Annotated in this window: 21 protein-coding genes; 12 read left to right on the forward strand and 9 right to left on the reverse strand. The window is 40.8% G+C overall.

The window, feature by feature from the left end:
• Nucleotides 1-8: 8 nt before the first annotated feature.
• Complete coding sequence (locus tag GQR39_RS11940) at nucleotides 9-1142, reverse strand: fatty acid desaturase (protein WP_024589509.1); 1134 nt, start codon at nucleotides 1140-1142, stop codon at nucleotides 9-11.
• A 126-nt stretch (nucleotides 1143-1268) separates the two neighbouring features.
• Here GQR39_RS11940 and fabR point away from each other — a divergent pair, with 126 nt between their 5' ends.
• The 5 genes from fabR to leuD all read left to right on the forward strand — a co-directional run bounded on the left by fabR (nucleotide 1269) and on the right by leuD (nucleotide 6984).
• Complete coding sequence (gene fabR / locus GQR39_RS11945) at nucleotides 1269-1892, forward strand: HTH-type transcriptional repressor FabR (protein WP_002961087.1); 624 nt, start codon at nucleotides 1269-1271, stop codon at nucleotides 1890-1892.
• 405 nt (nucleotides 1893-2297) lie between these two features.
• A complete protein-coding gene (gene leuA, locus GQR39_RS11950) occupies nucleotides 2298-3851 on the forward strand; it encodes a 2-isopropylmalate synthase (RefSeq protein WP_008171909.1) in 1554 nt (517 codons plus the stop codon).
• The gene (gene leuB / locus GQR39_RS11955; RefSeq protein ID WP_007582207.1) at nucleotides 3848-4924 is read left to right on the forward strand and encodes a 3-isopropylmalate dehydrogenase; all 1077 of its coding nucleotides are present in this window, start codon (nucleotides 3848-3850) and stop codon (nucleotides 4922-4924) included. The genes leuA and leuB overlap by 4 nt, the downstream gene beginning before the upstream one ends.
• 60 nt (nucleotides 4925-4984) lie before the next feature.
• The gene (leuC, locus tag GQR39_RS11960; protein WP_165735711.1) at nucleotides 4985-6385 is read left to right on the forward strand and encodes a 3-isopropylmalate dehydratase large subunit; all 1401 of its coding nucleotides are present in this window, start codon (nucleotides 4985-4987) and stop codon (nucleotides 6383-6385) included.
• Entirely contained in the window at nucleotides 6385-6984 is a 600-nt protein-coding gene (leuD, locus tag GQR39_RS11965) for a 3-isopropylmalate dehydratase small subunit (RefSeq protein ID WP_121954608.1), read from the forward strand. Before leuC ends, leuD begins: the two co-directional genes overlap by 1 nt.
• A gap of 93 nt (nucleotides 6985-7077) precedes the next feature.
• On the opposite strand, the gene GQR39_RS11970 is transcribed toward leuD, so the two are convergent.
• Nucleotides 7078-8577, reverse strand: coding sequence for a DUF3360 family protein (locus GQR39_RS11970; protein WP_007582201.1), 1500 nt, complete (start codon nucleotides 8575-8577; stop codon nucleotides 7078-7080).
• 418 nt (nucleotides 8578-8995) lie between these two features.
• Between GQR39_RS11970 and GQR39_RS11975 the strand changes: the two genes are divergently transcribed.
• Nucleotides 8996-9982, forward strand: coding sequence for a hypothetical protein (locus tag GQR39_RS11975; RefSeq protein WP_165735712.1), 987 nt, complete (start codon nucleotides 8996-8998; stop codon nucleotides 9980-9982).
• Nucleotides 9983-10068: 86 nt separating this feature from the next.
• On the opposite strand, the gene GQR39_RS11980 is transcribed toward GQR39_RS11975, so the two are convergent.
• Complete coding sequence (locus GQR39_RS11980) at nucleotides 10069-11694, reverse strand: endonuclease (protein ID WP_165735713.1); 1626 nt, start codon at nucleotides 11692-11694, stop codon at nucleotides 10069-10071.
• 303 nt (nucleotides 11695-11997) lie between these two features.
• On the opposite strand from GQR39_RS11980, the gene GQR39_RS11985 reads away from it, so the two are divergent.
• The 4 genes from GQR39_RS11985 to GQR39_RS12000 all read left to right on the forward strand — a co-directional run bounded on the left by GQR39_RS11985 (nucleotide 11998) and on the right by GQR39_RS12000 (nucleotide 17046).
• Nucleotides 11998-13812, forward strand: coding sequence for an assimilatory sulfite reductase (NADPH) flavoprotein subunit (locus GQR39_RS11985; RefSeq protein WP_024589522.1), 1815 nt, complete (start codon nucleotides 11998-12000; stop codon nucleotides 13810-13812).
• Nucleotides 13813-13873: 61 nt separating this feature from the next.
• Complete coding sequence (gene cysI / locus GQR39_RS11990) at nucleotides 13874-15571, forward strand: assimilatory sulfite reductase (NADPH) hemoprotein subunit (protein WP_165735714.1); 1698 nt, start codon at nucleotides 13874-13876, stop codon at nucleotides 15569-15571.
• A 43-nt stretch (nucleotides 15572-15614) separates the two neighbouring features.
• Entirely contained in the window at nucleotides 15615-16355 is a 741-nt protein-coding gene (locus GQR39_RS11995; protein WP_007582191.1) for a phosphoadenylyl-sulfate reductase, read from the forward strand.
• Between the two features lie 142 nt (nucleotides 16356-16497).
• Nucleotides 16498-17046, forward strand: coding sequence for a DUF4124 domain-containing protein (locus GQR39_RS12000; protein WP_165735715.1), 549 nt, complete (start codon nucleotides 16498-16500; stop codon nucleotides 17044-17046).
• Here the strand turns inward: GQR39_RS12000 and GQR39_RS12005 are convergent, their stop codons facing one another.
• The 4 genes from GQR39_RS12005 to GQR39_RS12020 all read right to left on the reverse strand — a co-directional run bounded on the left by GQR39_RS12005 (nucleotide 17047) and on the right by GQR39_RS12020 (nucleotide 21296).
• Nucleotides 17047-17301 (reverse strand): hypothetical protein, encoded by a 255-nt coding sequence (locus GQR39_RS12005; protein ID WP_007582187.1) that lies wholly within the window; start codon nucleotides 17299-17301, stop codon nucleotides 17047-17049.
• Nucleotides 17302-17438: 137 nt separating this feature from the next.
• Nucleotides 17439-20183, reverse strand: a complete 2745-nt coding sequence (gene acnA, locus GQR39_RS12010) for an aconitate hydratase AcnA (RefSeq protein WP_165735716.1) — start codon at nucleotides 20181-20183, stop codon at nucleotides 17439-17441.
• A 202-nt stretch (nucleotides 20184-20385) separates the two neighbouring features.
• Nucleotides 20386-20814 carry a hypothetical protein gene (locus GQR39_RS12015; protein WP_165735717.1) on the reverse strand — a complete coding sequence of 143 codons (429 nt, stop codon included), beginning with the start codon at nucleotides 20812-20814 and terminating at the stop codon, nucleotides 20386-20388.
• 98 nt (nucleotides 20815-20912) lie between these two features.
• A complete protein-coding gene (locus tag GQR39_RS12020) occupies nucleotides 20913-21296 on the reverse strand; it encodes an RNA-binding S4 domain-containing protein (RefSeq protein ID WP_010554787.1) in 384 nt (127 codons plus the stop codon).
• A gap of 245 nt (nucleotides 21297-21541) precedes the next feature.
• Here GQR39_RS12020 and GQR39_RS12025 point away from each other — a divergent pair, with 245 nt between their 5' ends.
• Both GQR39_RS12025 and GQR39_RS12030 read left to right on the forward strand, forming a co-directional pair.
• Nucleotides 21542-21829 carry a hypothetical protein gene (locus tag GQR39_RS12025; RefSeq protein WP_007582180.1) on the forward strand — a complete coding sequence of 96 codons (288 nt, stop codon included), beginning with the start codon at nucleotides 21542-21544 and terminating at the stop codon, nucleotides 21827-21829.
• A gap of 55 nt (nucleotides 21830-21884) precedes the next feature.
• Nucleotides 21885-22550: a hypothetical protein gene (locus GQR39_RS12030; protein ID WP_024589530.1), complete on the forward strand. Its 666-nt coding sequence runs from the start codon at nucleotides 21885-21887 to the stop codon at nucleotides 22548-22550.
• Nucleotide 22551: 1 nt separating this feature from the next.
• Here GQR39_RS12030 and GQR39_RS12035 read toward each other — a convergent pair whose 3' ends face one another.
• Nucleotides 22552-23010: a cyclic nucleotide-binding domain-containing protein gene (locus GQR39_RS12035; protein WP_010554789.1), complete on the reverse strand. Its 459-nt coding sequence runs from the start codon at nucleotides 23008-23010 to the stop codon at nucleotides 22552-22554.
• A 29-nt stretch (nucleotides 23011-23039) separates the two neighbouring features.
• The gene (gene ntrC / locus GQR39_RS12040; RefSeq protein WP_165735718.1) at nucleotides 23040-24425 is read right to left on the reverse strand and encodes a nitrogen regulation protein NR(I); all 1386 of its coding nucleotides are present in this window, start codon (nucleotides 24423-24425) and stop codon (nucleotides 23040-23042) included.
• Nucleotides 24426-24427: the final 2 nt, after the last annotated feature.

A 24427-nucleotide genomic window follows, 5' to 3' on the forward strand; every position in this document is an offset into this window, starting at 1 on the left:
CTCCTAAATTAATTAAAAGAGGCTTTTAATAACCTCGCATTAAGTGCTAGCCATGCCTGTTTTTGATTTTCCCAGGCGGCTTCCAACTCATGGTATTGTGCCATTAATGCTGAGCGTTCACACTGCTTTGCCATGTTATTTTTTTTAACTTCTAACACTTGTTTTTGTAGTGAACAATAATTTTGCAGTTTTTTCAGCAGTAAATCGTACTCTTGTTGTAATAATGTAATCTTATCTTGTGCTAAAGGCAATTTTGCAAGACGCGTTTGCGTTTTGCTCATTAGCGTTTCGGCCTTTGCTTTTTCTATACGTTCAACAGGTGTACGCTTCAATTTATTAGCTAAACCAACAGCTGCTAAAGAGCGGATCATCCATTTTGTTGGATCGTAATGAAACCATTTAATACCGTTACGGTAGTCGCTTGCAAAAATATGATGGAAGTTGTGATACCCCTCACCGTATGTAAATAACGCTAAAAAGCCGTTATCGCGTGCCGTATTTTTTTCGGTGTATGGGCGAGAGCCCCAAATATGTGCAACCGAATTTATAAAAAAGGTAAAGTGTTGGCTTAGTACTAAGCGTAGTAAACCTGCAAGAATTAACATACCCCACACATCACCAACTAATAAACCAAGTGCAAGAGGCAAACCTACGTTCATAGCAATAGCTAGTTTTAAGTAGTGCTTATGTTGCCACATAACGACTTTATTTCGTTGTAAATCACGACAATTACTATAGTCGTTGTAGCTATCGCCTTGGTAGTCACGTAACATCCAGCCGATATGGCTATACCAAAAACCATTGGTAGCCGCGTAAGGGTCTTTTATTGGGTCGTCAACTTGACCGTGATGTATACGGTGATCGCTACTCCAATGCAAAGCACTGTTTTGTAGTGCAAAAGCACCGCCAAGCGCAAAAATAAATTCAACTGCAGGGTGTGCGTTATAGGTTTTATGTGCCCATAATCGATGGTAGCCGGCAGTAATTGATAAGCCTGCATAAAACATGCAGCCAACAAAAGCAATCCAATGCGCGCTGGTAAATCCGTAGCTAATGGCGTACCAAGGTACAAGTGTGGCAGCCGCCAAAAAGGTTAGGCTAAAAAATAGGACGTTTGTCCAAATAATCGGTGGTTTATTCATAATTCTCAATCTCAGCGTACAACTGTAAGCTAAAATAGTATTTCAAACTCTCGTCGTCAAGTATTAGACTGTACAATTGAGCTAATATCACTAAATATTCATATAAAATAATTCAGGGAGCTGTTGATGTCGGGTGTTAGAGCGCAACAGAAACAAAAAACACGACAGGCGTTAATTCAAGCGGCATTTAATCAGCTGAGTGCTGATCATAGTTTTTCGAATTTAAGTTTACGCGAAGTAGCACGAGAAGCTGGTATTGCCCCAACTTCTTTTTATCGTCATTTTAAAGACATGGATGAGCTAGGTTTAACCATGGTAGACGAAGCCGGTTTAACTCTTCGCCAACTAATGCGTCAAGCACGCAGACGAATAGCAAACGATGGCGGCAGTGTTATAAATACCTCAGTGGTTACTTTTATGGAGTTTATTGATAACTCAAGTAACCAATTTAGGTTGTTGCTGCGAGAACGCTCTGGGACTTCTAAAGCATTTAGAGCCGCTGTAGCCCGCGAGGTAAAACATTTTATTTTAGAGCTGGCTCATTATTTAGAAAGCGAAACTAAATGTAATGCTATGCATGCCTATATTCAGGCGGAATCTATGGTAACGCTCGTATTTAATGCGGGTGCAGAAGCGCTCGATATAGAAGGATTGCAACGCGACGAATTAATTGAGCGCGTTATTTGGCAGCTGCGTTATATTACTCGTGGAGCCGGGCATTACGTAAGAGAAACGAGTAAAGAAGCATAGCTTAAAAAAATTGTAAAAAGTTAATATAAGCACGGTATATTGCAGTGCTTATTAATTTAAGCGTCACTAGTCACGAATTTGTTATTTTAATTCTTTATAGGCGCCTTGTTTGAATTAAAAAACCCAATTGAATCGTTTTTAAATCTGTTTTGTGGAATTTTTATGCTTGCTTCCGTCGCTTTGTAATGTTAAAAATAGGCTTCACTGAACACACACACAAGAAAACAAGATGCATATTATTCGTTTAATTACACTAAAAATTAACCTCTTACTGCTATGGTCAGTGAGCGGGGATTAGTGTGTTTGCATCGAGTTGAACACTAAAAACCCCGCAATTGCGGGGTTTTTTTTATCTCGCGGCTGGGATTAATTGAAATTTGGGTAACATAGGAATGAGGGGCAGTTATGCAAGAGCAAGATAAAGTATGGATTTTTGATACCACCTTACGTGATGGCGAACAGGCGCTTAAAGCAAGCCTTACTGAAGATGATAAAATTCAATTAGCACATACAATTAGCCGCTTGAATGTGGATGTGATGGAAGTGGGTTTTCCGGTTTCGAGCCCTGCTGATTTTCGCTCGGTACAGCGTATTGCAACCGAAGTAAAAGGCCCGATTATTTGTGGTTTAGCGCGCTCAGTTGCTAAAGACATTGAAGCCTGTGGCGAAGCACTTCGCACAGCACAACAAAGCCGTATTCATACTTTTATTGCTACAAGCCCTTTGCACCTTGAACATAAATTACGTATGAGCTTAGACGATGCAACGGCAATGGCTGTTAAATCAATTAAATTGGCACGTAACTATACTGATGATGTTGAGTTTTCGTGTGAAGATGCCGGTCGTACGCCGCATTGGGATTTATGTAAAATTGTTGAGCAGGCAATTAACGCCGGAGCTTCAACGATTAACTTGCCAGATACCGTTGGTTTTGTAACGCCAGACGAATACGCTGCGATGATCCGTCATTTAATGAATAACGTGCCAAATATTGATAAAGCGCGCTTAAGTGTGCATTGCCATAACGATTTAGGCCTAGCAGTAGCAAACTCAGTAGCTGCAGTGCAAGCCGGAGCACGTCAAATTGAGTGTACTATTAATGGCATTGGTGAGCGTGCTGGTAACTGCTCGCTTGAAGAAGTGGCGATGATCATGAAAATGCGCCACGACCACTTAAAAGTATATACCGATATTAAAAGTGAAGAAATTTACCGCGCATCTCGCCAAGTGGCTAAAATTTGTAATATGCCAGTACAGCCAAATAAAGCGATTGTTGGCGAAAACGCCTTTGCACACAGCTCTGGCATTCACCAAGACGGTGTATTAAAAGCGCAAAATACTTATGAGATTATGTCGCCAGAAAGCGTTGGTGTGCCAAGCAACCAATTAAATATGACTTCGCGTTCGGGTCGTCATGTTATTGAGCATCGCTTAGAAGAGTTAGGCTATCAAAAATCTGATTACGATATGGATGGCTTATACAAAAGCTTTATCGAATTGGCTGACCAAAAAGGCACTGTATACGATTACGACCTTGAGGCGATGATTTACTTTAATCAAATTAACGACAAAGATGAAAAATACCAATTAGAATTTGTTAACTCAGCCTCTAACTCGCAATCGGTAGCAAGCTCTACGATTGGAATGCGCATTGATGGCGAAGCTAAACAAGAAGCCGCGACAGGTAATGGCCCAGTTGAAGCTTCGTTTGCAGCTATTGAGCGCTTAACCGGTATGAGCGTTGAAATGATTGAATATAACTTAGAAGCGACAGGCCAAGGTGCAAGCTCATTAGGCCAAGTAAATATTATAGCTAAATACGATGGCCGACCTTACCACGGTGCGGGCATTGCAGCGGATGTGGTTGAAGCGTCGGTACGCGCCATGATCCGTGTTTATAACTTAATTTATCGTGCACAAAAAGTGTCTGATTTAAAACAACAAAGGAAAGCAGGATGAGTAAAACAAACTACAGCGTTGCGGTATTAGCTGGCGACGGTATTGGTCCAGAAGTAATGGCAGCAGCAGAGCAAGTACTTGATGCTGTGAGCAATAAGTTTGGTTTTACCCTAAACCGCGAGCATTATGCAATTGGCGGCGCAGCCATTGACGAATTTGGTAAAGCATTACCAGAGAGTACACTTACTGCGTGCGAAAACTCAGACGCTATTTTATTTGGTTCGGTAGGCGGTCCTAAATGGGAAAACTTACCACCAAACGAGCAGCCTGAGCGCGCATCATTATTGCCGCTTCGTAAGCACTTTGGTTTGTTTTGTAATTTACGCCCTGCACAGTTATTACCTGCATTAAGTGCAGCGTCGCCACTTCGCGCTGATATTAGTGAAAAAGGTTTTGATATTTTATGTGTTCGCGAACTAACTGGCGGCATTTACTTTGGTGAAAAAGGCCGCAGTGGTGAAGGTGCAGAAGAGTTTGCATTTGATACGCAAACATACTCACGAAAAGAAATTGAACGTATTGCACGCTTTGCTTTTGAAGCTGCAAAACTACGTAGTAACCATGTTACCTCTGTTGATAAAGCCAATGTATTAGCATCAAGCGTATTATGGCGCGAAGTCGTAACCGAAGTAAGCAAAGACTACCCAGAAGTAAGCTTAGATTACATTTACGTAGATAACGCCGCTATGCAGTTAGTTAAGCAGCCTAGCCAATTTGATGTATTACTTTGCGATAACTTATTTGGCGATATTTTGTCAGATGAGTGCGCCATGATCACAGGCTCAATGGGCTTATTACCATCGGCAAGCTTGAATCAATCGGGCTTTGGGTTGTACGAGCCAGCAGGCGGTTCAGCACCAGATATTGCAGGTAAAGGCGTTGCAAACCCAATAGCACAAATTTTAAGTGCCGCATTAATGCTACGTTACTCGCTAGGGCAAGACGAAGCTGCGCGTACGATTGAAAAAGCAGTAGCAGAAGCCGTAGAAGCAGGCGTTGGTACACCAGATATATATCCAAATGCAGGTTACAGCACAAGCGATGTGGCAGCAGCCATCGTTTCACGCATTTAATAACATATTAAAGTTGCAGCACCGTTATGCTGCAACTCAAACAGATTAGGGAATTAGCAAGTGGCCCAAACGTTATACGACAAAATTTGGCAAGCACATACCGTTGCCAGCATAAACGAGCAAACCGACTTACTTTATATTGACCGCCATTTAGTGCATGAAGTTACTTCTCCGCAGGCCTTTGCAGGTCTACGTGAAAAAAACCGTACTGTACGTTGCCCAGAAAAAACCTTTGCAACGATGGATCATAACGTATCGACTAAAAGCCGATCACTTGATGCCGCAAGCGAAGTATCTAAAAATCAATTAATGGCGCTTGATAAAAACTGTAAAGAGTTTGGTATTGTGCTTTACGATTTAAACTCAATTAATCAAGGTATTGTGCACGTAATGGGCCCAGAGCAAGGGATTACTTTGCCTGGCACAACCATTGTATGTGGCGATAGCCATACCTCTACGCATGGTGCGTTTGGCGCATTAGCGCATGGTATTGGTACCTCTGAAGTTGAGCACGTATTAGCAACGCAAACGCTACAGCAAAAAAAGGCGAAATCGTTAAAAATTCAAATTAACGGTGTATTGCGTCCAACGGTTACGGCTAAAGATTTAATTATGGCGGTAATTGGCAAGTTAGGTACCGCTGGTGGCACAGGTTATGTAGCAGAGTTTTGTGGTGAAGGCATTGAAGCGCTTTCAATGGAAGCCCGTATGACGCTATGTAATATGAGCATAGAAATGGGTGCAAAAGCGGGTTTAATTGCATCTGACCAAATTACTTATGATTACTTAAAAGGTCGTCCGTTTGCACCTAAAGGCGCAGATTTTGATGCAGCCGTTGAATATTGGGAAACATTAAAAACAGACGAAGGCGCACACTTTGATTTAGTTGTTGAGCTAAATGCTGACGACATTCAACCACAAATTACCTGGGGTACAAGCCCAGAGCAAGTAATTGGTGTTGATGAGTGCATACCCGATCCAGACCAAGAACCAGATTTAATTAAAGCCGATGCTATTCGCAGCGCGCTTAAATACATGGATTTAAAAGCGGGCGATAAATTATCAAGCGCGAAAGTAGACACGGTATTTATTGGCTCATGTACAAATAGCCGCATTGAAGATTTACGCGCAGCTGCAAAAATTGTTGAAGGCAAACATGTGGTAGCCGGCATTGAAGCGTTAATTGTACCGGGCTCTGGCTTAGTTAAAAAACAAGCCGAAGACGAAGGCTTAGCCGATATTTTTAAAGCCGCTGGCTTTGAATGGCGCGAACCGGGTTGTTCTATGTGTTTAGCGATGAACGATGACCGCCTAGGAGCAGGCAAGCGTTGTGCATCTACTTCTAACCGTAACTTTGAAGGTCGCCAAGGTCGTGGCGGGCGTACCCATTTAGTTAGCCCTGCAATGGCCGCAGCTGCTGCAATACATGGTCACTTTGTTGATATTAGAGGAGAAGCCTAATGAGCGTATTTTTTAGTGGCTTAATGGCCCCACTTGATAAAAACAATGTAGATACTGACCAAATTATTCCTAAGCAGTTTTTAACATCAACTAGCCGCGAAGGTTTTGATGCAGCATTGTTTTATGATTGGCGTTACCTAGATAACGACGAGCCAAACCCTGACTTTATTTTAAATCGCCCGTGTTACCAAGGCGCGCAAATATTATTAACGCGCGACAACTTTGGTTGTGGCTCATCTCGTGAGCACGCGCCATGGGCGCTGAAGCAATATGGCTTTGAAGTTATTTTAGCTGAAAGCTTTGCAGATATTTTCTTTAATAACTGTGGTAACAACCAAATGTTAGCCATTGCATTACCTGCCGATACGCTTGAGCAATTGTTTGTACTTAGCGAGCAGCACGACGATATTAACATTGAAATCGATCTTGAAAATCAAACACTAACAAGCAGTAAGTTTGCACCAATTAGTTTTGATATTAGTAAAGAGGTAAAAGATCGTTTGTTAAGTGGTTTAGACTTTATTGGTGTAACCGAAACGCTAAACCCACAAATTGATGCGTTTGAAAAACAACTAGCGACTGAGCGTTCTTGGCAGTAATTGCTTAACCGTGTGTATTAAAAATCACGTATTAAAAAGCACGGCAATTGCCGTGCTTTTTTGTGGGTAAATATGAGATGTAATAGCTAAAGGTTAATGCCTAAAGTCAGCCATTAACGCAGGTATACCGGGTAACATGCCTACAATTGCCATTACAGTGGTAAGTAGCACAAACATGATAAGTGGAATCACCCAGCGGCTCATTTTAGTTAGCTCAGCGCTGCGCTCTTTACAGCCAATCAGCCCTAAGTTATCAAGTAACATAGTAAGTGACCAACCAAAAGCAGGATTAACCAAGGTCGAAGCAAACACCACAATAGCGGCTGATTGCGTCGTTTTACCTTCGCGCGTCATTTCCATGCCAGCTTCAAGTAGCGGGATAAACACACCAACAATAAGCGCTACACACAATACAGGCTGCCAAATTGCTAAATCCATAGGGTAACCCCATAAACCAGCAATAATACAAAATAATGCAGTTAAAATAGCGCCAGCAGGGATAGGGCGTTTAGCAATAGCGGCAGGCACAATATAAGTACCCCAAGAGGAGGCAAAGTTAGCACCACCGGCAAGTGAGCCGAATGTTTGTCTAACCGATGCACTTAGCATGGTGTCGTCGATATTCATTTGTACTTTTTCAGTGCGTTGCGGATAACTTATTTTTTGAAATACTTGATGGCCTAAAAAATCAGGAGACCACATAGCAACGGCGAGCACTGCAAATGGGAGTACAACAACAAAGCTTTCAAGCGTTGGTAAACCTAGCATCCAACCCGTGTTTTCGCCCCACCAGTAAGCTGGGTTCATATTTGGTAAACCCGGTGCAGTATGAAACTCAAACGGTGCGCCTAAGGCAAAGGCAACCACGCCACCAATAAGGCAACTTAACGGCACGGCTAACCAACGCTTTTTAAAGTGCTCTAATAGCGCATACAATAAAATGGTGGCTAAAATAACAATAAACGCAATGTGTGCCATATCAATGGCTTCAGCCCAAGCAAACAGCTTTTTAACTTGCGAAATAGTACCAATAAAGCCTAAATAAATAAGTAGCCCGCCACATACACCTTTACTGGTTAGGCGCGCGAGCATACTTCCTCCCTTGGTTATGGCTAAAATAAAACCAAAGGCACCAATGAGTAAGCCAAACGCCATAGGGTGACCGCCAGCAGCAACAACAATAGGAATTAACGGAATAAGCGGGCCGTGAGTACCAGCCAAGTTGGCTGTTGGTAAAATAAAGCCTGAGAATAAGATGATAAAAATAGAAACAATGAGTAATTCGTAACGTACATTTTCTAAAACAAATGCATCGCTTAAACCAAGAGGCGCCGCAAATGTTGCTGCAATAGCCCCCACCATAACGACTTTACCAATAGTGCCCGCCATTGCTGGAATGGTGTCTTCAAATTCAAACCGGTAATCTCTAAACGGTAAATTAGGACGCCAGCGTTTAGGCTGCATAATTTGTAATTCGTGTTCAAGATACTCGTCGCGAGTATTAAACTCTGAACTCGGCTTGTGAAGTTGCTCGTAGCTTTGAGCATCCTTGTGCGTGTTTGATGGTGCATCACCGGGTGGTGTAGTTTGCATGCGCTCTCCTGCAACATTGTTGCTTAATCAAATAAATACGGCTTTTGTTAAAGCAAATGAATATTGAACATGCAGGGTAAATCAGCTCTTAGGCTGGGATGTATAGGCAAAAGGTCGTGCATGGTTGTTTTTAATACAGTTAATCTGACAATCAGCTTTACGTTAAAAATTATAAAACTACACAAAATGATTTAAAATTACTATAAATCAATGGCTTGTTTTTATTTTTAAAGAATTTGATCACTGTTTATAGCGGGAAATAGTGTTAATGGCAGGTTATTATCCTTTAGTCTTAGTGGTTGTAAAAGTCGCTTTGTTTGAAAAGCTTATTGGTAGCAGCCGTTAATTTCGTTTTATTTGTGGTGAAATAATACTTCTGTTACTTTCGGATTGTTAATAACAGCAATAAAGAATAGAGATGCAACTCAACTCCCCTAAATCAATTGGTATTTTACTTGGTACGCTTTACGGCATATTTATGCGGCTGTTTGTAGAGCTAGTCAATGCTTACAATTTAGGTAGCTTAGTCTCTATATCATTTATGTTTTTAGTGCCTGTTGCTATTGGCTATATTCGTATTCACTTTGAGTACAACGAATCAAAAACATTAACTAAAAGGCAAATGATCACGATTGCTTGGCAGCCTATTTTTGTTTTTTTATTTGTAAGTATAATTACTTTGCTTGAAGGGAGCATTTGTGTGGCAATGGCTTTGCCTGCTTTTATGTTTTTTGCCAGCATTGGTGGGTTACTTGCGGGCTTTGTTAGAAAACGTAAAATAAAAAAAGCGAATAGTTCTTTATTATCAATCGCGTTGTTACCTATATTGCTCTCACCTATTGAAGTTAACTTTTTACATTTATCAAAAACATACGAAGTAACAAATTCAATAGCTATTAACGCGCCCATCAATGTTGTGTGGCAGCAGTTAGCTAATGTGAGTGACATAAAACCACAGGAAGTGCCTTTTTCACTCACTCAATTAATTGGTGTACCAAAGCCATTAAAGGCAAGTATGAATGCTAGCGGTATAGGCGCTGTTCGCACAAGTACTTGGCAAAAAGGCGTTGTGTTTAAAGAAGTAATAACCGACTGGCAACCAAATAAACAGATGCATTATAGATTTGATATAGACCCTGATGCTATCCCCGATGACGCACTCGATAAACACGTAAAACTAGGCGGTGAATACTTTTCACCTCTTTACGGTGGATATGAGTTAAGTGAAGATAAAAGCGGCAATACGATTTTAACGTTAAAAACGACCGTGCAAGATAATACAAATTTTGGTGTTTATTCGCGAATATGGGGTGAGGTGATATTTCAAGATTTTCATCATTCACTTTTAACGTTGATGAAAAACAGAGCTGAAAAATCACTTATCGCAGCTGTTTCTTATAATTAGCTTAAAGCATTGTGTTTATAAAAATATTACACGCTAAAAGGTAAAGCCTTTGCATTTGCAAAGGCTTTTGTTTTAACTGCTAACTTTTACCAAATCATTTCTACAAATTCAGGGTGGTCGATATACGGGTTACGATTGCCTTGAAATTCAAACGCTGCTTGGTTGCGGTCAAGTTCCATTTGGCTTACAGGATCGCTGTTATGCCAGTTAAGCAGCATGGCTACAACCCAGCTTTCAAACACTTGATTGCTTGAACCATTAAGTACAGCATTACTTGAGGACGTTTTTGTTTGCCAAGCGCCTATTATATTTTCGTAGCGCGTTGCCATGTAAAAATAAGCGCGAGCAAAGTCACCTTTAAATTCGTCAATTGGCTCAAATACAGTACCTGAGTAATTTAATGAACTTGCGGCAGAACCTAATTTACTTCCGTTGGTTGATGTAAATGAAGCGCTTGCTACTTCACCAAATGGGAAATTACTACGTTTTGAGTTTACATAACCGTCGGTTGCGTAAATATGATGCACATCTGAGTTCATTGGCTCAATAGTGCCGCCAAACCAGCTTTTAGGGAATGAATGCTCACGGTTGTAACAGCCGCCTTCTCCACTATAGTTACCACATTGATCGCTCACAGCAGTATAATTGTAGCTATCTGAACCGTTTGGTTTTTCGCTATACATATCTAATATGCTGTTATCGTTTTCAAAGTATTGATCACGTGCTGATGAGTCGTAAAAATTCCAAATAGCCGAGTAACCCTGTGCATTATGATCTTTAATAATATTATAAAGCTCAGTTTTTAGTGCATAACCCGATAGCCCTTGAGCAGTAACATAGTAGCCAGTGGGTGCTGGGTTGGTCCCGCCGCCATCACCAGAGCCACTACCTAAAGTAAATGCTGTGCTGTCTGTATTATTAAAACTTGCACCGCTAGCAAATGTGGTAGAGCCTTGCTTAAGTGCATAACTGCCATTACCTGTTGAACAACACATGCCATCGCCGTAGCTGTCGTTAATAACAAGTGTGTAAGTTCCATCAGTTAGGCATATTTGCTCATCATACTGAGTGTTTGATGCGTAACCACTGCCGTTAGCAACAGCACTACCTTGATTGTTATTAACGGCCCAGCTAGTTTCGCTACCGTAATTATCGGTATTAAGCGTTAGTGTAAGGCTATTGTCGGTACAACTTGTTGATGCGCTGCCATCAGCATTTGGTAAAAAGTTATCTACGTATACGGTTTCGCTGCCATCAAATCCACTTACATCATAAAACCTAAGCCCTACGCTAATTGTTTTATCACTATTTGCTGTATAGCTATGGCTAACTGTTTGCCATTGGTTAGTTTGTGCTTGATTTGAATAGCCTTGATAACCATCTACATACAAGCGAGCTTTAATTTTACCTTCGGTGTGGTAAACATCAGCCGAAAAGTTATAGGTTTTACCCGCTTCTACAGCAACTTGTTGTAGTAAATCAGTGTTACTTTGCGACCCTGTTGTTACATTGACAGCAGCAGAGCTACTACCGCTTTTAACTGTACTGGTTGAGCGCGTTAAGCTGATTCCGCTATCAATAGTGCTCCAAGAACTAGGTGTATTGCCAGTCCATTGTTCAAATCCGCCATTAGCTACATTGGCCATTACAGGTAATGAGCCAAGTAACAATGCGGTACTAAGTAGTTTATTTTTATATTTCCCGTGTAACATAGTTGTTCCTATTTTTATTTTGAATGAGGAATATACCCTACATTAGTTAGGTTACAAAATTGTTAATTTAAAGTGCTATAAAAGGCAATAATCGTCCTTTAATCTGTTTTTGAAGGTATTTTTATAAATTAATAACTAAATGGAATATCAAAGCAGATTCTATTCTTTTTTTATCTATGCAGAGCCCGTTATCCTACATACTTAGAAAACCTCAACAGATACGCTCTGGATGAGGTAAAACTCATTTTTAACAATACACAAAGTGTGTTGTGTTTAATTTTCAGGGTTATGGGGAATCGATTCATGTTGTTAGGTCAACTAAATGCTGCGGCAAGCCCGCTATCGCAAGATCAAGTACAAAAGCTGCAAGGTTTAGTGGCTGAACTTAATCCAATTCAACAAGCGTGGGTAAGTGGTTACTTAGCTGCAAATGCTAATTCGGCTGCGTTAGGTGCTCCTACGGCAGGCGTACCGGCTGCGGGTGATGCAGCAGCGCTAACTATTTTATATGGTTCGCAAACAGGTAACGCAAAAGGTGTAGCTACCAAAATGAAAGAGCAGGCTGAGTCGCGAGGCTTAGCAGTTAAGCTTGTTAGCATGTCAGATTACAAACCAACAGCCCTGAAAAAAGAAAAGTTTTTAACTATCGTTGTATCTACTTACGGCGAAGGTGAGCCACCTGAAGACGCAGAAACACTTCACGAATTTTTAGCCACTAAAAAAGCGCCAAAACTAGACGATGTAAAAATAGCGGTTATTGGCTTAGGTGATTCTAGCTATGAGTTTTTCTGCCAAACAGCAAAAGATTTTGAAGAGCGTTTAAATAAACTCGGTGCGCAAACCATATATCAACGTGCTGATTTAGATGTAGATTACGAAGATGAAGCTGCAACATGGATTGCCGGTGCAGTTGATGCATTCGAACCTGATTTAAAAGCGCAGCAAGAAGCCGCTGGTGGTCAAGTTGTATCAATGCCATTTGGCGCACCAACGACCGCTTCAAGCCAATACACAAAGCAAAATCCATTTGAAGCAGAGCTATTAACAGTTCAAAAAATTACCGGTCGCGACTCAACTAAAGATGTACGCCACGTTGAAATTTCGCTTGAAGGTTCAGACATTACTTACACACCTGGTGATTCATTAGGTGTGTACTTTTTAAATGATGATGTATTAGTTGATGAAGTACTTACACTTACTCAAATAGATGCAACAAGCATTGTAAAAGTAGGTGATGAAGAGCTAAGCGTACGCGGCGCACTTATTGAAAAACTAGAGCTGACTCAGTCATACCCAGGTTTTGTAGAAAAATACGCAATAGCAACTGGTACGCCTGAATTATTAAAGCTTGTAGAAGATAAAGCCGCAATGCGTGCGTATATTGAACCTCGCCAAATATTTGATGTAATTCGCCAAAACCCTGCAAAAATTGATGCGCAAACATTAGTAGATTGCCTACGTAAACTACAAGCTCGTTTGTACTCAATTGCATCTAGCCAAGCTGAGGTTGAAGACGAAGTGCATTTAACACTAGGCCTAGTGCAATTTGATGCATTTGATAGCGAGCATTTAGGTGGCTGTACTGGTTACTTAACTCGTCGTGCAGAAGAAGGTTGTAAAGTTAAAGTATTTAGCGAACACAACGACAATTTCCGCCTACCCACTAACGACGACACACCTGTAATTATGGTTGGTCCTGGTACGGGTATTGCGCCGTTCCGTGCATTTTTACAAGAACGTGATTCGCGTGAAGCGCAAGGCAAAAACTGGTTGTTTTTTGGTAACCCACATTTCACTCAAGACTTTTTATACCAAGTAGAAATACAGGGTTATTTAAAATCGGGTTTACTTAACAAAGTAGATGTTGCATTCAGCCGCGATCAAGCAGAAAAAGTATATGTGCAAGATAAGTTACGCAGTAACAGTAAAGACGTGTTTGAATGGTTAGAAGCTGGCGCTCACTTTTATATTTGTGGCGATGCAAATCGCATGGCAAAAGATGTACACAACGCCTTGCTTGATATTGTTAAAGAAAACACAGGCAAGAGCAATGAAGACGCAGAGCAATATTTAAAAGATTTGCGTAGCGCAAACCGCTATCAGAAAGACGTGTATTAACCACGTTTCTTATTTTATTTAGCAGCTAGCAGCCGTCACTGTAACAAATTTAGGATTTAAAATGAGCGAACAAGATAAAAACGTAAAACTTTCTGATAACGAACGTTTGAAAAGAGAAAGTAACTTTTTACGTGGCACCATAGAAAAAGATTTAACAGACGAAATTACCGGTGGCTTTACAGCCGATAACTTTCAGCTAATTCGTTTTCATGGCATGTATCAACAAGATGACCGCGATATACGTGGAGAGCGCGCTAAGCAAAAGCTAGAGCCGCTACATAATGTGATGTTACGTGCACGTATGCCTGGCGGTATTATTAAGCCAGAGCAGTGGTTAGCAATCGACAAGTTTGCAGATGACAAAACAAGCTACGGCAGCATTCGTTTAACAACGCGTCAAACGTTTCAGTTTCATGGTGTATTAAAGCCTAATATTAAAGGCATGCACCAAATGCTTGATAGCGTAGGTATAGACTCTATTGCTACCGCGGGTGACGTTAACCGTAACGTGCTTTGTACTACTAACCCCGTTGAGTCTGAGTTACACCAAGAAGCTTACGACTGGGCTGCAAAAATTTCTGAACATTTATTACCAAAAACGAAAGCGTATGCTGAAATTTGGCTAAATGGCGAAAAAGCAGAAACCACAGAAGAGCCAATTTTAGGATCTAACTACTTACCGCGTAAGTTTAAAACAACGGTAACTATCCCACCTAACAACGAAGTTGATGTGCACGCTAACGATTTAAACTTTGTGGCAATTGCTGATAACGGCAAGCTAGTTGGTTTTAACGTATTAGTGGGCGGTGGCCTTGCCATGACGCATGGCGATACAGCAACTTATCCGCGCAAAGCCGATGACTTTGGCTTTATTACGCTAGAAGATACTTTAAAAATTGCAGAGCATGTTGTATCTGTGCAGCGCGATTGGGGTAATCGTTCAAACCGTAAAAATGCAAAAACTAAATACACATTAGACCGTGTAGGTGTTGATGTATTTAAAGCAGAAGTTGAAAAGCGCTCAGGCGTTACGTTTGCACCAAGCCGTCCGTTTGAGTTTACTCATCGTGGCGACCGCATTGGTTGGGTTGAAGGCATTGATGGTAAGCACCACTTAACGCTATTTATTCAAAGTGGTCGTATTTTAGACTATCCAGGCAAGCCGCTTAAAACAGGTTGTCGTAAAATTGCAGAAGTTCACCAAGGTGACATGCGTATGACGGCAAACCAAAACTTAATTATTGCTGGCGTACCTGCAGATCAAAAAGCCGTGATTGAAGAGATTGCACGTAGCCATGGCCTGATTGACGACACAGATTCGCAGCAGCGTAAAAATTCTATGGCGTGTGTTTCACTGCCAACGTGCCCACTTGCAATGGCCGAAGCAGAGCGTTACTTACCAAGCCTAGTAGAAAAAACTGAAGCATTACTTGCTAAGCACGGTATACCCGATGACAGCATTATTATGCGCGTTGTAGGTTGCCCTAACGGCTGTGGCCGCGCAATGCTTGCAGAAGCTGGTTTAGTGGGTAAAGGCCCAGGTAAATACAACGTTTACTTAGGTGGTAATTTAGAAGGTACACGTATTCCTAAATTGTACCTTGAGAACGTAGGCGAAGACGTTTACCTAGACGCATTCGATAAGCTCATTGGCCAATGGGCAAGTGAGCGCAATGACGGTGAGTGTTTTGGTGACTTTGTTATACGCAAAGGCATTGTTGCTGAAGTAAAAGTATCAGTAACCGATTTTCACGCTTAATTAAATACCAGCGCTTTGGCGCTGGTGAGGTTTGGAATTTACCATGAGTGAATTTAAAAACATTTTACAGCTAGATAAACAAAGCCAAACGGCTATGTTAGCTGATGCTAATGGTTTACTAGCGAATATGAGCGCAGAACAGCGTGTTGCATGGGCGCTTGATAACTTGCCTAATACGGCTTTTTTATCATCTAGCTTTGGTATTCAAGCGGCAGTAATGCTGCATTTAATGACCTCACAACGTCCAGATATTCCCGTTGTATTAACCGATACAGGCTATTTATTTCCTGAAACGTATCAGTTTATTGAGCAAATGAGTGAGCGTTTATCACTTAACTTAAAGGTGTATAGAGCGCCGCTTAGCCCAGCATGGCAAGAGGCTAAATTTGGTAAACTATGGGAGAAAGGCGAAGACGGCATTAAGCAATATAATCAGCTTAATAAAGTAGAGCCGATGACCCGTGCGTTAAAAGAAATAGAAGCGGGCACGTGGTTTAGTGGTTTGCGTCGCGATCAATCATCTACACGTGCTGATAAACAGTTTGTAGAAATTAGCCGTGGTACCGTTAAAGTGTACCCGATTATTGAATGGTCTAACCGCGACGTGTATCAGTATCTTACCAAGCACGATTTACCTTACCACCCATTATGGGAGCAAGGTTATGTGTCTATGGGAGACGTACATACAACACGTAAGTTAGAACCAGGAATGACAGAGGAAGAAACTCGCTTTTTTGGTTTAAACCGAGAATGCGGACTACACATGGATGGTGACGGTATTTAACGCGACTACGGTGTAGTTAAATTGCAAATAAAAACGCAGCTTCGGCTGCGTTTTTATTTTTTATTAGGGTACAAAAAATTGCCTAATTAAGTATTTTTTATTAGACTCAAGGCAATAAAGGATTAATTAAAGCAGGAACGCTATGAAATATTTTACCTACTTAGCTATATCAATCATGGCTATTGCAGTTATCTCTTTGTTTTATTTAAAAAAGCCTGACGGTCAAACATGGCTTTCTGCATCATCAATTAGCAGTGAATCTAAGCAAATTAAAGAAAAAATGGTTGCTCTTTCAAGCAATACTTTGGACCAAGCAGTGCAGGGCGTTAAGCAAGCAGGCGATAAAATTGCGAGCAGTATTTCTGATGAACCAATGCCTGAAAGTACTACCTCAAGCAGCAAAATTTTTAAGTGGCAAGACGAAACAGGCCAATGGCACTTTTCTGATACACCTAACCCGCATGTAAAAAGTATTGAAGTAAAACTCGATCCTAAAGATATTACTGTTATTGCTGCAGAAGACACGTCTATTTTAAATACCTCTCCAAGTACAAATACAATGTCGGCTGCACCAGAGGGGATCAGTATTTTGAACCCAGACTCTGTTAAAAAGCTATTTAATGATGCCGAAAATGTAAAAGACAAACTAGAAAAACGTAATAAAGAAATTAATAATTTAAGTGCACTCTAATTATTTAGAGTGCGTGCTTTTATGGTTTTTTAAATAACGTTTTTCGGCTTCCATCAATAATACGGTTAAATATATTTTAGTGGGAAGCGACAGCAGTACACCTACAGCAATGCATGCCGCGGCTATAATTATTCCTTTAATACCATGATTAACAGTGAAGTAACTCGACACAATTAAAGTGTGGCCAGTCACAATGAGGCACAACCCAAGCACTATTGATGTTTTAAGCAGCCTAATTATCATTGTTTGCGACATAGTTACCTCACTAATAGTCGCTATAGTGTAGGCACGCTTTAAATGCTTAGCATTGATTTAAGACAACAAACAGCACACATAAAAAAGCCCAGCTTATTACTAAACTGGGCTTTTAAATGTATTAATTACAGCGCGTATTAATCGAGCATATTACGCAGTACATATTGTAAAATACCGCCGTGTTTGTAGTAATCCCACTCTTTAGGGGTATCAATACGTACATCAGCACTCAAGGTTACTTTTTTACCTTCGGCATTGGTTGCAATAACAGTGACTTCATCTGTTTTGTCGAACAAGCCATCAATATCAAATTGTTCTTGCCCAGTTAACCCGTGCGACTCGTAGCTTTCACCTTCTTTAAATTGCAGCGGTAATACACCCATGCCAATTAAGTTAGAGCGGTGAATACGCTCATAGCTTTGTGCTACAACGGCTTTTACACCAAGTAACAGTGAGCCTTTAGCCGCCCAGTCACGAGATGAACCTGTACCGTACTCTTTACCCGCTAAAATAATAAGTGGTGTATTATTTTTTTGATACTCCATAGCAGCATCATAAATGCTTTCTAGCGTATCGCCAGGCTGAGTACGTGTTACGCCGCCTTCAGTACCTGGGGCAAGTAAGTTTTTAAGGCGAACATTGGCAAACGTGCCACGCATCATCACTTCGTGGTTGCCACGGCGTGAGCCATACGAGTTAAACTGCGATTTTTCTACACCTTTTTCTTGCAAGTACAAACCTGCTGGCGAATCGGCTTTAATAGCTCCTGCTGGAGAAATATGGTCAGTGGTTACTGAATCCCCAAGTTTAGCTAAACAACGTGCACCCTCAATAGTAGGAATACCTGGTGGTTCTACTTTCATACCATCAAAAAATGGTGCTTTTTTAATGTAGGTAGATGCGTCATCCCAATCGTAAAGTTTGCCATCTGGTATTTTAATTTGCTGCCAACGGCTATCGCCTTCGTAAACGTTAGCGTAGCTTTTTTCGAACATTTCTTTAGTTACTGTTTCTTTAACTAGGTCACTTACTTCTTTAACGCTTGGCCAAATGTTTTTAAGGTAAATATCGTTACCGTTAGCATCTTGAGCAAGGGGTTCGTTGTATACGTCAATATCGGTTCTACCTGCAATGGCATAAGCCACAACAAGCGGAGGGGATGCTAAAAAGTTCATTTTGACATCTTGGTGAATACGCCCTTCAAAGTTACGGTTACCCGATAAAATAGAGCTCACTACCAATTTATGTTTTTGAATTGCGTCTGATATTTCAGTTGCAAGCGGCCCTGAGTTACCAATACACGTAGTACAGCCGTAGCCAACTAAGTTAAAGCCTAGGCTTTCTAGGTCATCCATCAGGCCTGCTTTTTCTAGGTAGTCGGTAACTACTTTAGAGCCTGGTGCAAGTGATGTTTTAACCCAAGGTTTTACATTAATGCCTAACTGTTTTGCTTTTTTGGCAACCAAACCAGCAGCTAGAATAACACTTGGGTTAGAAGTATTAGTACAGCTGGTAATTGCGGCAATAACACAAGCGCCATCGTTTAACTCAAACTCTTGCCCTTTAAATTTAACCTTGGCGGCGCCCATAAACTGCGCTTCGTTAACTGGTTCATCTGGATTTGTTGTTGGACCTTCGCCTTCGATACGAGCTTGTTCTTCGTCGCTATTATCACGACGAGCCATACGTTCATCTTGAAAGTTTTTTAAATGCTGGCTAATCACTTCACCAGCCTTGTCTAGGGAAATTCTATCCTGTGGTCGTTTAGGGCCTGCAAGGCTTGGTACAACATCACCTAGTTTAAGCTCGAGTGTATCGGTATAGCTAGCTTCATCACCATCGTTACGCCATAAACCTTGGTGTTTTGCGTAATCCTCAATTACCTTTAGGTGACTTTCGTCGCGGTTTGTTAAGCGAAGGTAGTTAATGGTTTCATCATCAATTGGGAAAATACCACACGTAGCGCCGTATTCTGGTGCCATATTCGCTATGGTTGCTCTATCGGCAAGTGGTAAGTCGGCAAGGCCATCACCATAAAACTCTACAAATTTACCCACTACACCATGGTTACGCAGTATTTCGGTTACCGTTAACACTAAATCTGTAGCGGTAGTACCTTCAGGTAAGCGGCCGCTTAGCTTCATACCGACTACTTGTGGAATGAGTAAGCTAATTGGCTGACCAAGCATGGCTGCTTCAGCTTCAATGCCGCCTACACCCCAACCAAGTACACCTAAGCCATTTATCATGGTGGTGTGAGAGTCGGTACCTACGAGTGTATCTGGATAAGCGAACTTTTTGCCATCGCGGTCTTCATTAAAAACAACGCGTGCTAAGTATTCTAAATTCACTTGGTGAACAATACCGGTTGCTGGTGGCACTACTTTTAAATTATCAAAAGCGGTTTGTCCCCAGCGTAAAAATTCGTAACGTTCTTTATTTCGGTCGTATTCTAGTTTTGCATTTAAATCAAAAGCACCATCATTGCCGTAACCATCTACTTGTACCGAATGGTCAATAACAAGTTCAGCAGGCGATAACGGGTTTATTTTTGCGGGATCTCCACCTAGTTTTTCCATTGCGTCACGCATCGCGGCTAAATCAACAATAGCGGGTACGCCGGTAAAGTCTTGCATAACTACGCGAGCGGGGGTAAAGGCAACTTCAGATGCAGGTTTTGCTTGAGGATCCCAATTAAGGAGAGCTTGAATATCTTGTTCTTTTATATTTGCGCCATCTTCGTTACGAAGAAGGTTTTCAAGTAATACTTTTAAGGAAAAGGGCAATCGTTTCGCTTTGTCGCCAAGTCCTTTTAGAGAATGAATATGATATTGCTCACCATTTATTGTGAGCTGATGTTGGGTATCGAAACTATTATTCATTATTTGCCCCTTTATGAATTAGAAAAATATTTTGAAGAGTGACCTCTGTAGTGTTCGAGTTGCAAAGTACATACCAGTGTAAAAAATCGTGTTTAGAGAACGAATTTTATACAGTTAATATAGTAGAGATGATGCTGAAAAGTTTAATTTCAAGAGATGATTTGAAAGAGGTAGGGTCAATAGTTATTTCGACCCTTATTAATTACTGTAACCAACCTTGTTGCTTACCTTTAATACTCAAACAAAGTAAAGCGATGGCAATAATGATTACAAATATAGGCATAAATACAGCACTTGCACCAAGTAGCTCAATACTGTTTATGACCACAAAATTATAATATTGCTGAATTAAAATAGCGCCGAGCGATAGCGCAAAAGTAGGTGTTGCCAGCGCGTTTTTAGCAAGTAAAAACAGACAACCAAAAGTGCTTCCAAATACAGCTATAGCAAATGCAATGGTTGACCAAATAGGAACGTTAGAGTAGGCAGCTTGTTGATCTAGCGGAAGTTTACCTATCACTTCGGGTGTCATCATCATGTGCATAGCAAATGCAATAACGCCAAGTAAGTTCCATACGAGTGCCGCCCATACAGCGGGCTTAAACCAATTTTTAGGTGTTTTAACAGACATTTTATAACCTTGTTTTTATTATTAATTAGGTTATTAAAGAGTAAAAAGGCCAACTATACAAGTTGACCTTTTTATATAAAAAGAGGGCTTTTAAATGCTTAACCAAACGAAATAGGTCGACGACCTGTTTTATCATCTACTTTTGGTTTTTTAGTTCGCTTACGCTTACTTTTAGCTGGCTGATTTGTTGGTTGTGGTGCAGCTTGCTTTGACTCTGCTTGAGTTTGTACCGCAGGTTTTTCTGCAGGGGTTGCGTCTTCACTTAGCGCAAGTTTAAAAAATTCGCCATCAAATTCTAATACATCGCCACTGTATAATTTTTTCCGCTTTATTGTACAAATTTCATGGTTAACACCCACATAGCCTTCGGTAATTAGGTTTTTAGCTTGGCCGCCACCTTCAACTAAGTTTAGTACTTTTAATAATTTACAAAGCTCAATTGGCTCTTCTTCTAATTCTATTTCTATGTATTCTTCGTTCATATTTGCTCTCGGTGGGGTAACGCACAAGCTGTAGTATAAAGGCTTGCAGCTACTTTTGCACCAAAGCAAGTGACTTTCGCTAATTGTAATACTTAAATAGCTATGAAATTTTTTATGTATTTTATCTGTCTTTAAAAAAACTGAAGCAATTGAAGAGTAACCTTTGCAGCAGTTAATTTTACGTATGGCCTGCTAATTGCTAAAACTTTGGCGGATTAAATAGTTTTCATTAAATGGAGTAGGAAATGGGCGTAAGATTGGCAATGAAAAAAGAGCTAATGGGATTAGACAATTCAGGTATGTTAACTGCTGACGATGTTAGAGAGCACCTTGCTAATTCTGTAAAAAAGCAAGCTGATCAAGATGAACGCGGTTTTTCTGTAATTTCAAAGTTCAATGATACCCATAGCCGTTTAGTTAGTGGTGATGCCACGAGAAAAACAAAACTCGAGTTTGAACGACATCGTTTATTTAAAGAAGTTTTATATACTCGAAAAAGTGTTGATGCTTGGTTAGATAGCCAAACAAATTAAATTGCTATAAATAGTTACCTTTAATAGACTACAAGCGTAATCAAAAGAGGTAACTATGAAAAATGGAATTTTAATGTGTGTGTTGGCATTACCATTAGCTGCGTGCCAACAACCTACCGTGTATGTATTTAGTGAAAACTTGCAAGATGAACAGAGCAATCAGCTCGATGCTGCGCTAAAAGCACAATCGCTCCCTTATGAATATGTACCGCTGGCAATCCCATCAGAGTTTGGTGAGGCTACATTACTCTTATCAAGTGACAAAATTTACCCAAAAGAAACTGAGCAGTTAGCTACTATTATGCAGGGGCTAGGTTACGAGCCACAAGTTAACTATACAACGCGTTCAAATCATTTTTATGGTGATGGCAATATAGGCTTTTATCTAAAAAATGCAGTGGCGGGTACAACCTTTGTTATGCCTAAAAAGTTACGAACAACTCAATGCAGCGAAGACAAGTACAATGATTTACTCGTCACATTTACAGATAAATATGCTGACTTTACCTTACCCAGTGGCGCTGTTGTAAGGTTAGGTTGGGAGTTTTTATACGGTTACGTTGTCATTTATTACAAAAATTATTCGCAAACATACAGTCACTCACAACCACTTATAAATACGCCCTTTGGCGCCAAACCATCTGATACTTACAGGTTTACAGCTCACGTTAATAACCCCAGCTGGCTTGATTGCTCACTACAAATTATTTATATGGACTGAACTAACCGTGAGTTTCTATATGCTCGCTTAGTTTGGCAATGCGCAGACTCATACCTTCTATAATTCGGTCTTTAATTTTTTCGCGGATAACATTAGGTAAGCGGGTGAGTGCTTCAGGGGTAATAGCGAGGACTATACTGTCGGTTTTAGCGCGAGCACTGGTGCTGCGTTCTCGGTTATTTATAAAAGCGCCTTCACCTATAAATTCACCGGGCTCAATAGTACCTAGTTCTAGCAAATGATTATGTTTAAATACTAATAACGCGCCGCTAAGTACAATGTACAAACGTTTGTCGTTATCGTATTGCTTAAATAAAAATTGATGCTGGCTTACTAAATACAACAGGCCGAACGACTCTAATAAGACTTGGCGCTCGCTGAGCGTAAATTCTTTAAAAAAGTGCAGCCTGTTTATAATTTCCATTTGTTTGAATAATGGAATATGTTCGATTAGCTTCATCAATAACCAAATGTGTTAAAAGCGTTTAATCAGCTAATATTGCGCTCTTTTAATTTTCGGGTCAACGTGTTGCGTCCCCAACCAATTTTTATAGCAGCATCTTGCTTATGACCAGAACAATTAGCCAGTGCGGTTTTAATTAAGCGAGTTTCTAGCTGGGCTTGAATGTCAGGCCAAATATTTTCTTTGCCTTTTTTTAGCTCTTGATTAAGCCATTGTTGAAACGCATCTAACCAATCACCTTCTTCTTGGGTTGGTGAAGCATCCAGAATCTCCGGCGGTAAGTCTTGCTCGCTTACAAGCTCACCCGGTGCCATAACTGTCAGCCAGCGACACGTGTTTTCTAATTGGCGTACATTGCCAGGCCAATTAAATAAACGTAATTGCTCTGTTGCCTTAGGGCTCAGCACTTTGCTTTCTACTTGTAGCTTTTTAGCGCTTTTATGTAAAAAATGTTGCGATAAGCTTTCTATATCTTCAGTGCGTTCTCGAAGAGCGGGTAAACGTAGGCGCACAACATTAAGACGATGAAATAAATCATCCCTAAATTTGCCCTGTTTAACTAAATCTTCAAGGTTTTGGTGCGTAGCTGCAATAATGCGTACGTCCACTTTTATACTTTGATGGCCACCAACGCGATAAAACTCACCATCGGCAAGAACGCGTAATAAACGTGTTTGTACATCAAGTGGCATATCACCAATTTCATCTAAAAATAGTGTGCCGCCATTGGCTTGCTCAAAACGGCCTTTACGCACGCTGTCGGCGCCCGTAAATGCGCCTTTTTCGTGGCCAAATAACTCTGACTCAACAAGCTCTTTTGGAATGGCTGCCATGTTAAGTGCAATAAATTGGTTTTCTTTACGTGGGCTATGATTGTGCAAAGCACTGGCGACAAGTTCTTTACCTGTTCCAGATTCACCATTTATTAATACGCTCATGCTAGAAGCCGATAGTTTACCTATCGCTCTAAACACTTCTTGCATTGCGGGCGCTTCACCAATTATGTGGGCACTTTTTGGTGGAGCTTGCTTGCGCTTAGTTTTTTTAGTGGAGTTTGCTCTGCATGCGCTTTCGACTAGCGCCACTGCTTCGTTTAAATCAAACGGCTTAGCGAGGTATTCAAAAGCACCTTTTTGGAATGCATTTACAGCTGAGTCTAAATCTGAGTGCGCAGTCATTATAATTACCGGCAGCCCAGGGTTTTGCTCTGCAATAAGTTCAAGCAACGCCATACCATCCATACCAGGCATTCGTACGTCAGAAACTAAAACAGTAGGTTGGCTAAACTTTAGGGCGCTTAGTACATCTTGCGCATTAGCAAAGCTCTCTGTGTTAAACCCTGCACGGGTTAGTGCTTTTTCAAGTACAAATCGAATAGAAGCATCATCATCTACAAGCCAAACTGTTTTCATGC

It is taken from the genome of Pseudoalteromonas sp. C8, assembly GCF_011378685.1.
Lineage (GTDB): Bacteria > Pseudomonadota > Gammaproteobacteria > Enterobacterales > Alteromonadaceae > Pseudoalteromonas > Pseudoalteromonas arctica.

Bases quoted from the DNA above. Each gene is read 5' to 3' on its own strand.
- GQR39_RS11940 (WP_024589509.1), bottom strand. From the start codon at position 1,142: ATGAATAAACCACCGATTATTTGGACAAACGTCCTATTTTTTAGCCTA.
- fabR (WP_002961087.1), top strand. From the start codon at position 1,269: ATGTCGGGTGTTAGAGCGCAACAGAAACAAAAAACACGACAGGCGTTA.
- leuA (WP_008171909.1), top strand. From the start codon at position 2,298: ATGCAAGAGCAAGATAAAGTATGGATTTTTGATACCACCTTACGTGAT.
- leuB (WP_007582207.1), top strand. From the start codon at position 3,848: ATGAGTAAAACAAACTACAGCGTTGCGGTATTAGCTGGCGACGGTATT.
- leuD (WP_121954608.1), top strand. From the start codon at position 6,385: ATGAGCGTATTTTTTAGTGGCTTAATGGCCCCACTTGATAAAAACAAT.
- GQR39_RS11970 (WP_007582201.1), bottom strand. From the start codon at position 8,577: ATGCAAACTACACCACCCGGTGATGCACCATCAAACACGCACAAGGAT.
- GQR39_RS11975 (WP_165735712.1), top strand. From the start codon at position 8,996: ATGCAACTCAACTCCCCTAAATCAATTGGTATTTTACTTGGTACGCTT.
- GQR39_RS11980 (WP_165735713.1), bottom strand. From the start codon at position 11,694: ATGTTACACGGGAAATATAAAAATAAACTACTTAGTACCGCATTGTTA.
- GQR39_RS11985 (WP_024589522.1), top strand. From the start codon at position 11,998: ATGTTGTTAGGTCAACTAAATGCTGCGGCAAGCCCGCTATCGCAAGAT.
- cysI (WP_165735714.1), top strand. From the start codon at position 13,874: ATGAGCGAACAAGATAAAAACGTAAAACTTTCTGATAACGAACGTTTG.
- GQR39_RS11995 (WP_007582191.1), top strand. From the start codon at position 15,615: ATGAGTGAATTTAAAAACATTTTACAGCTAGATAAACAAAGCCAAACG.
- GQR39_RS12000 (WP_165735715.1), top strand. From the start codon at position 16,498: ATGAAATATTTTACCTACTTAGCTATATCAATCATGGCTATTGCAGTT.
- GQR39_RS12005 (WP_007582187.1), bottom strand. From the start codon at position 17,301: ATGTCGCAAACAATGATAATTAGGCTGCTTAAAACATCAATAGTGCTT.
- acnA (WP_165735716.1), bottom strand. From the start codon at position 20,183: ATGAATAATAGTTTCGATACCCAACATCAGCTCACAATAAATGGTGAG.
- GQR39_RS12015 (WP_165735717.1), bottom strand. From the start codon at position 20,814: ATGTCTGTTAAAACACCTAAAAATTGGTTTAAGCCCGCTGTATGGGCG.
- GQR39_RS12020 (WP_010554787.1), bottom strand. From the start codon at position 21,296: ATGAACGAAGAATACATAGAAATAGAATTAGAAGAAGAGCCAATTGAG.
- GQR39_RS12025 (WP_007582180.1), top strand. From the start codon at position 21,542: ATGGGCGTAAGATTGGCAATGAAAAAAGAGCTAATGGGATTAGACAAT.
- GQR39_RS12030 (WP_024589530.1), top strand. From the start codon at position 21,885: ATGAAAAATGGAATTTTAATGTGTGTGTTGGCATTACCATTAGCTGCG.
- GQR39_RS12035 (WP_010554789.1), bottom strand. From the start codon at position 23,010: ATGAAGCTAATCGAACATATTCCATTATTCAAACAAATGGAAATTATA.
- ntrC (WP_165735718.1), bottom strand. From the start codon at position 24,425: ATGAAAACAGTTTGGCTTGTAGATGATGATGCTTCTATTCGATTTGTA.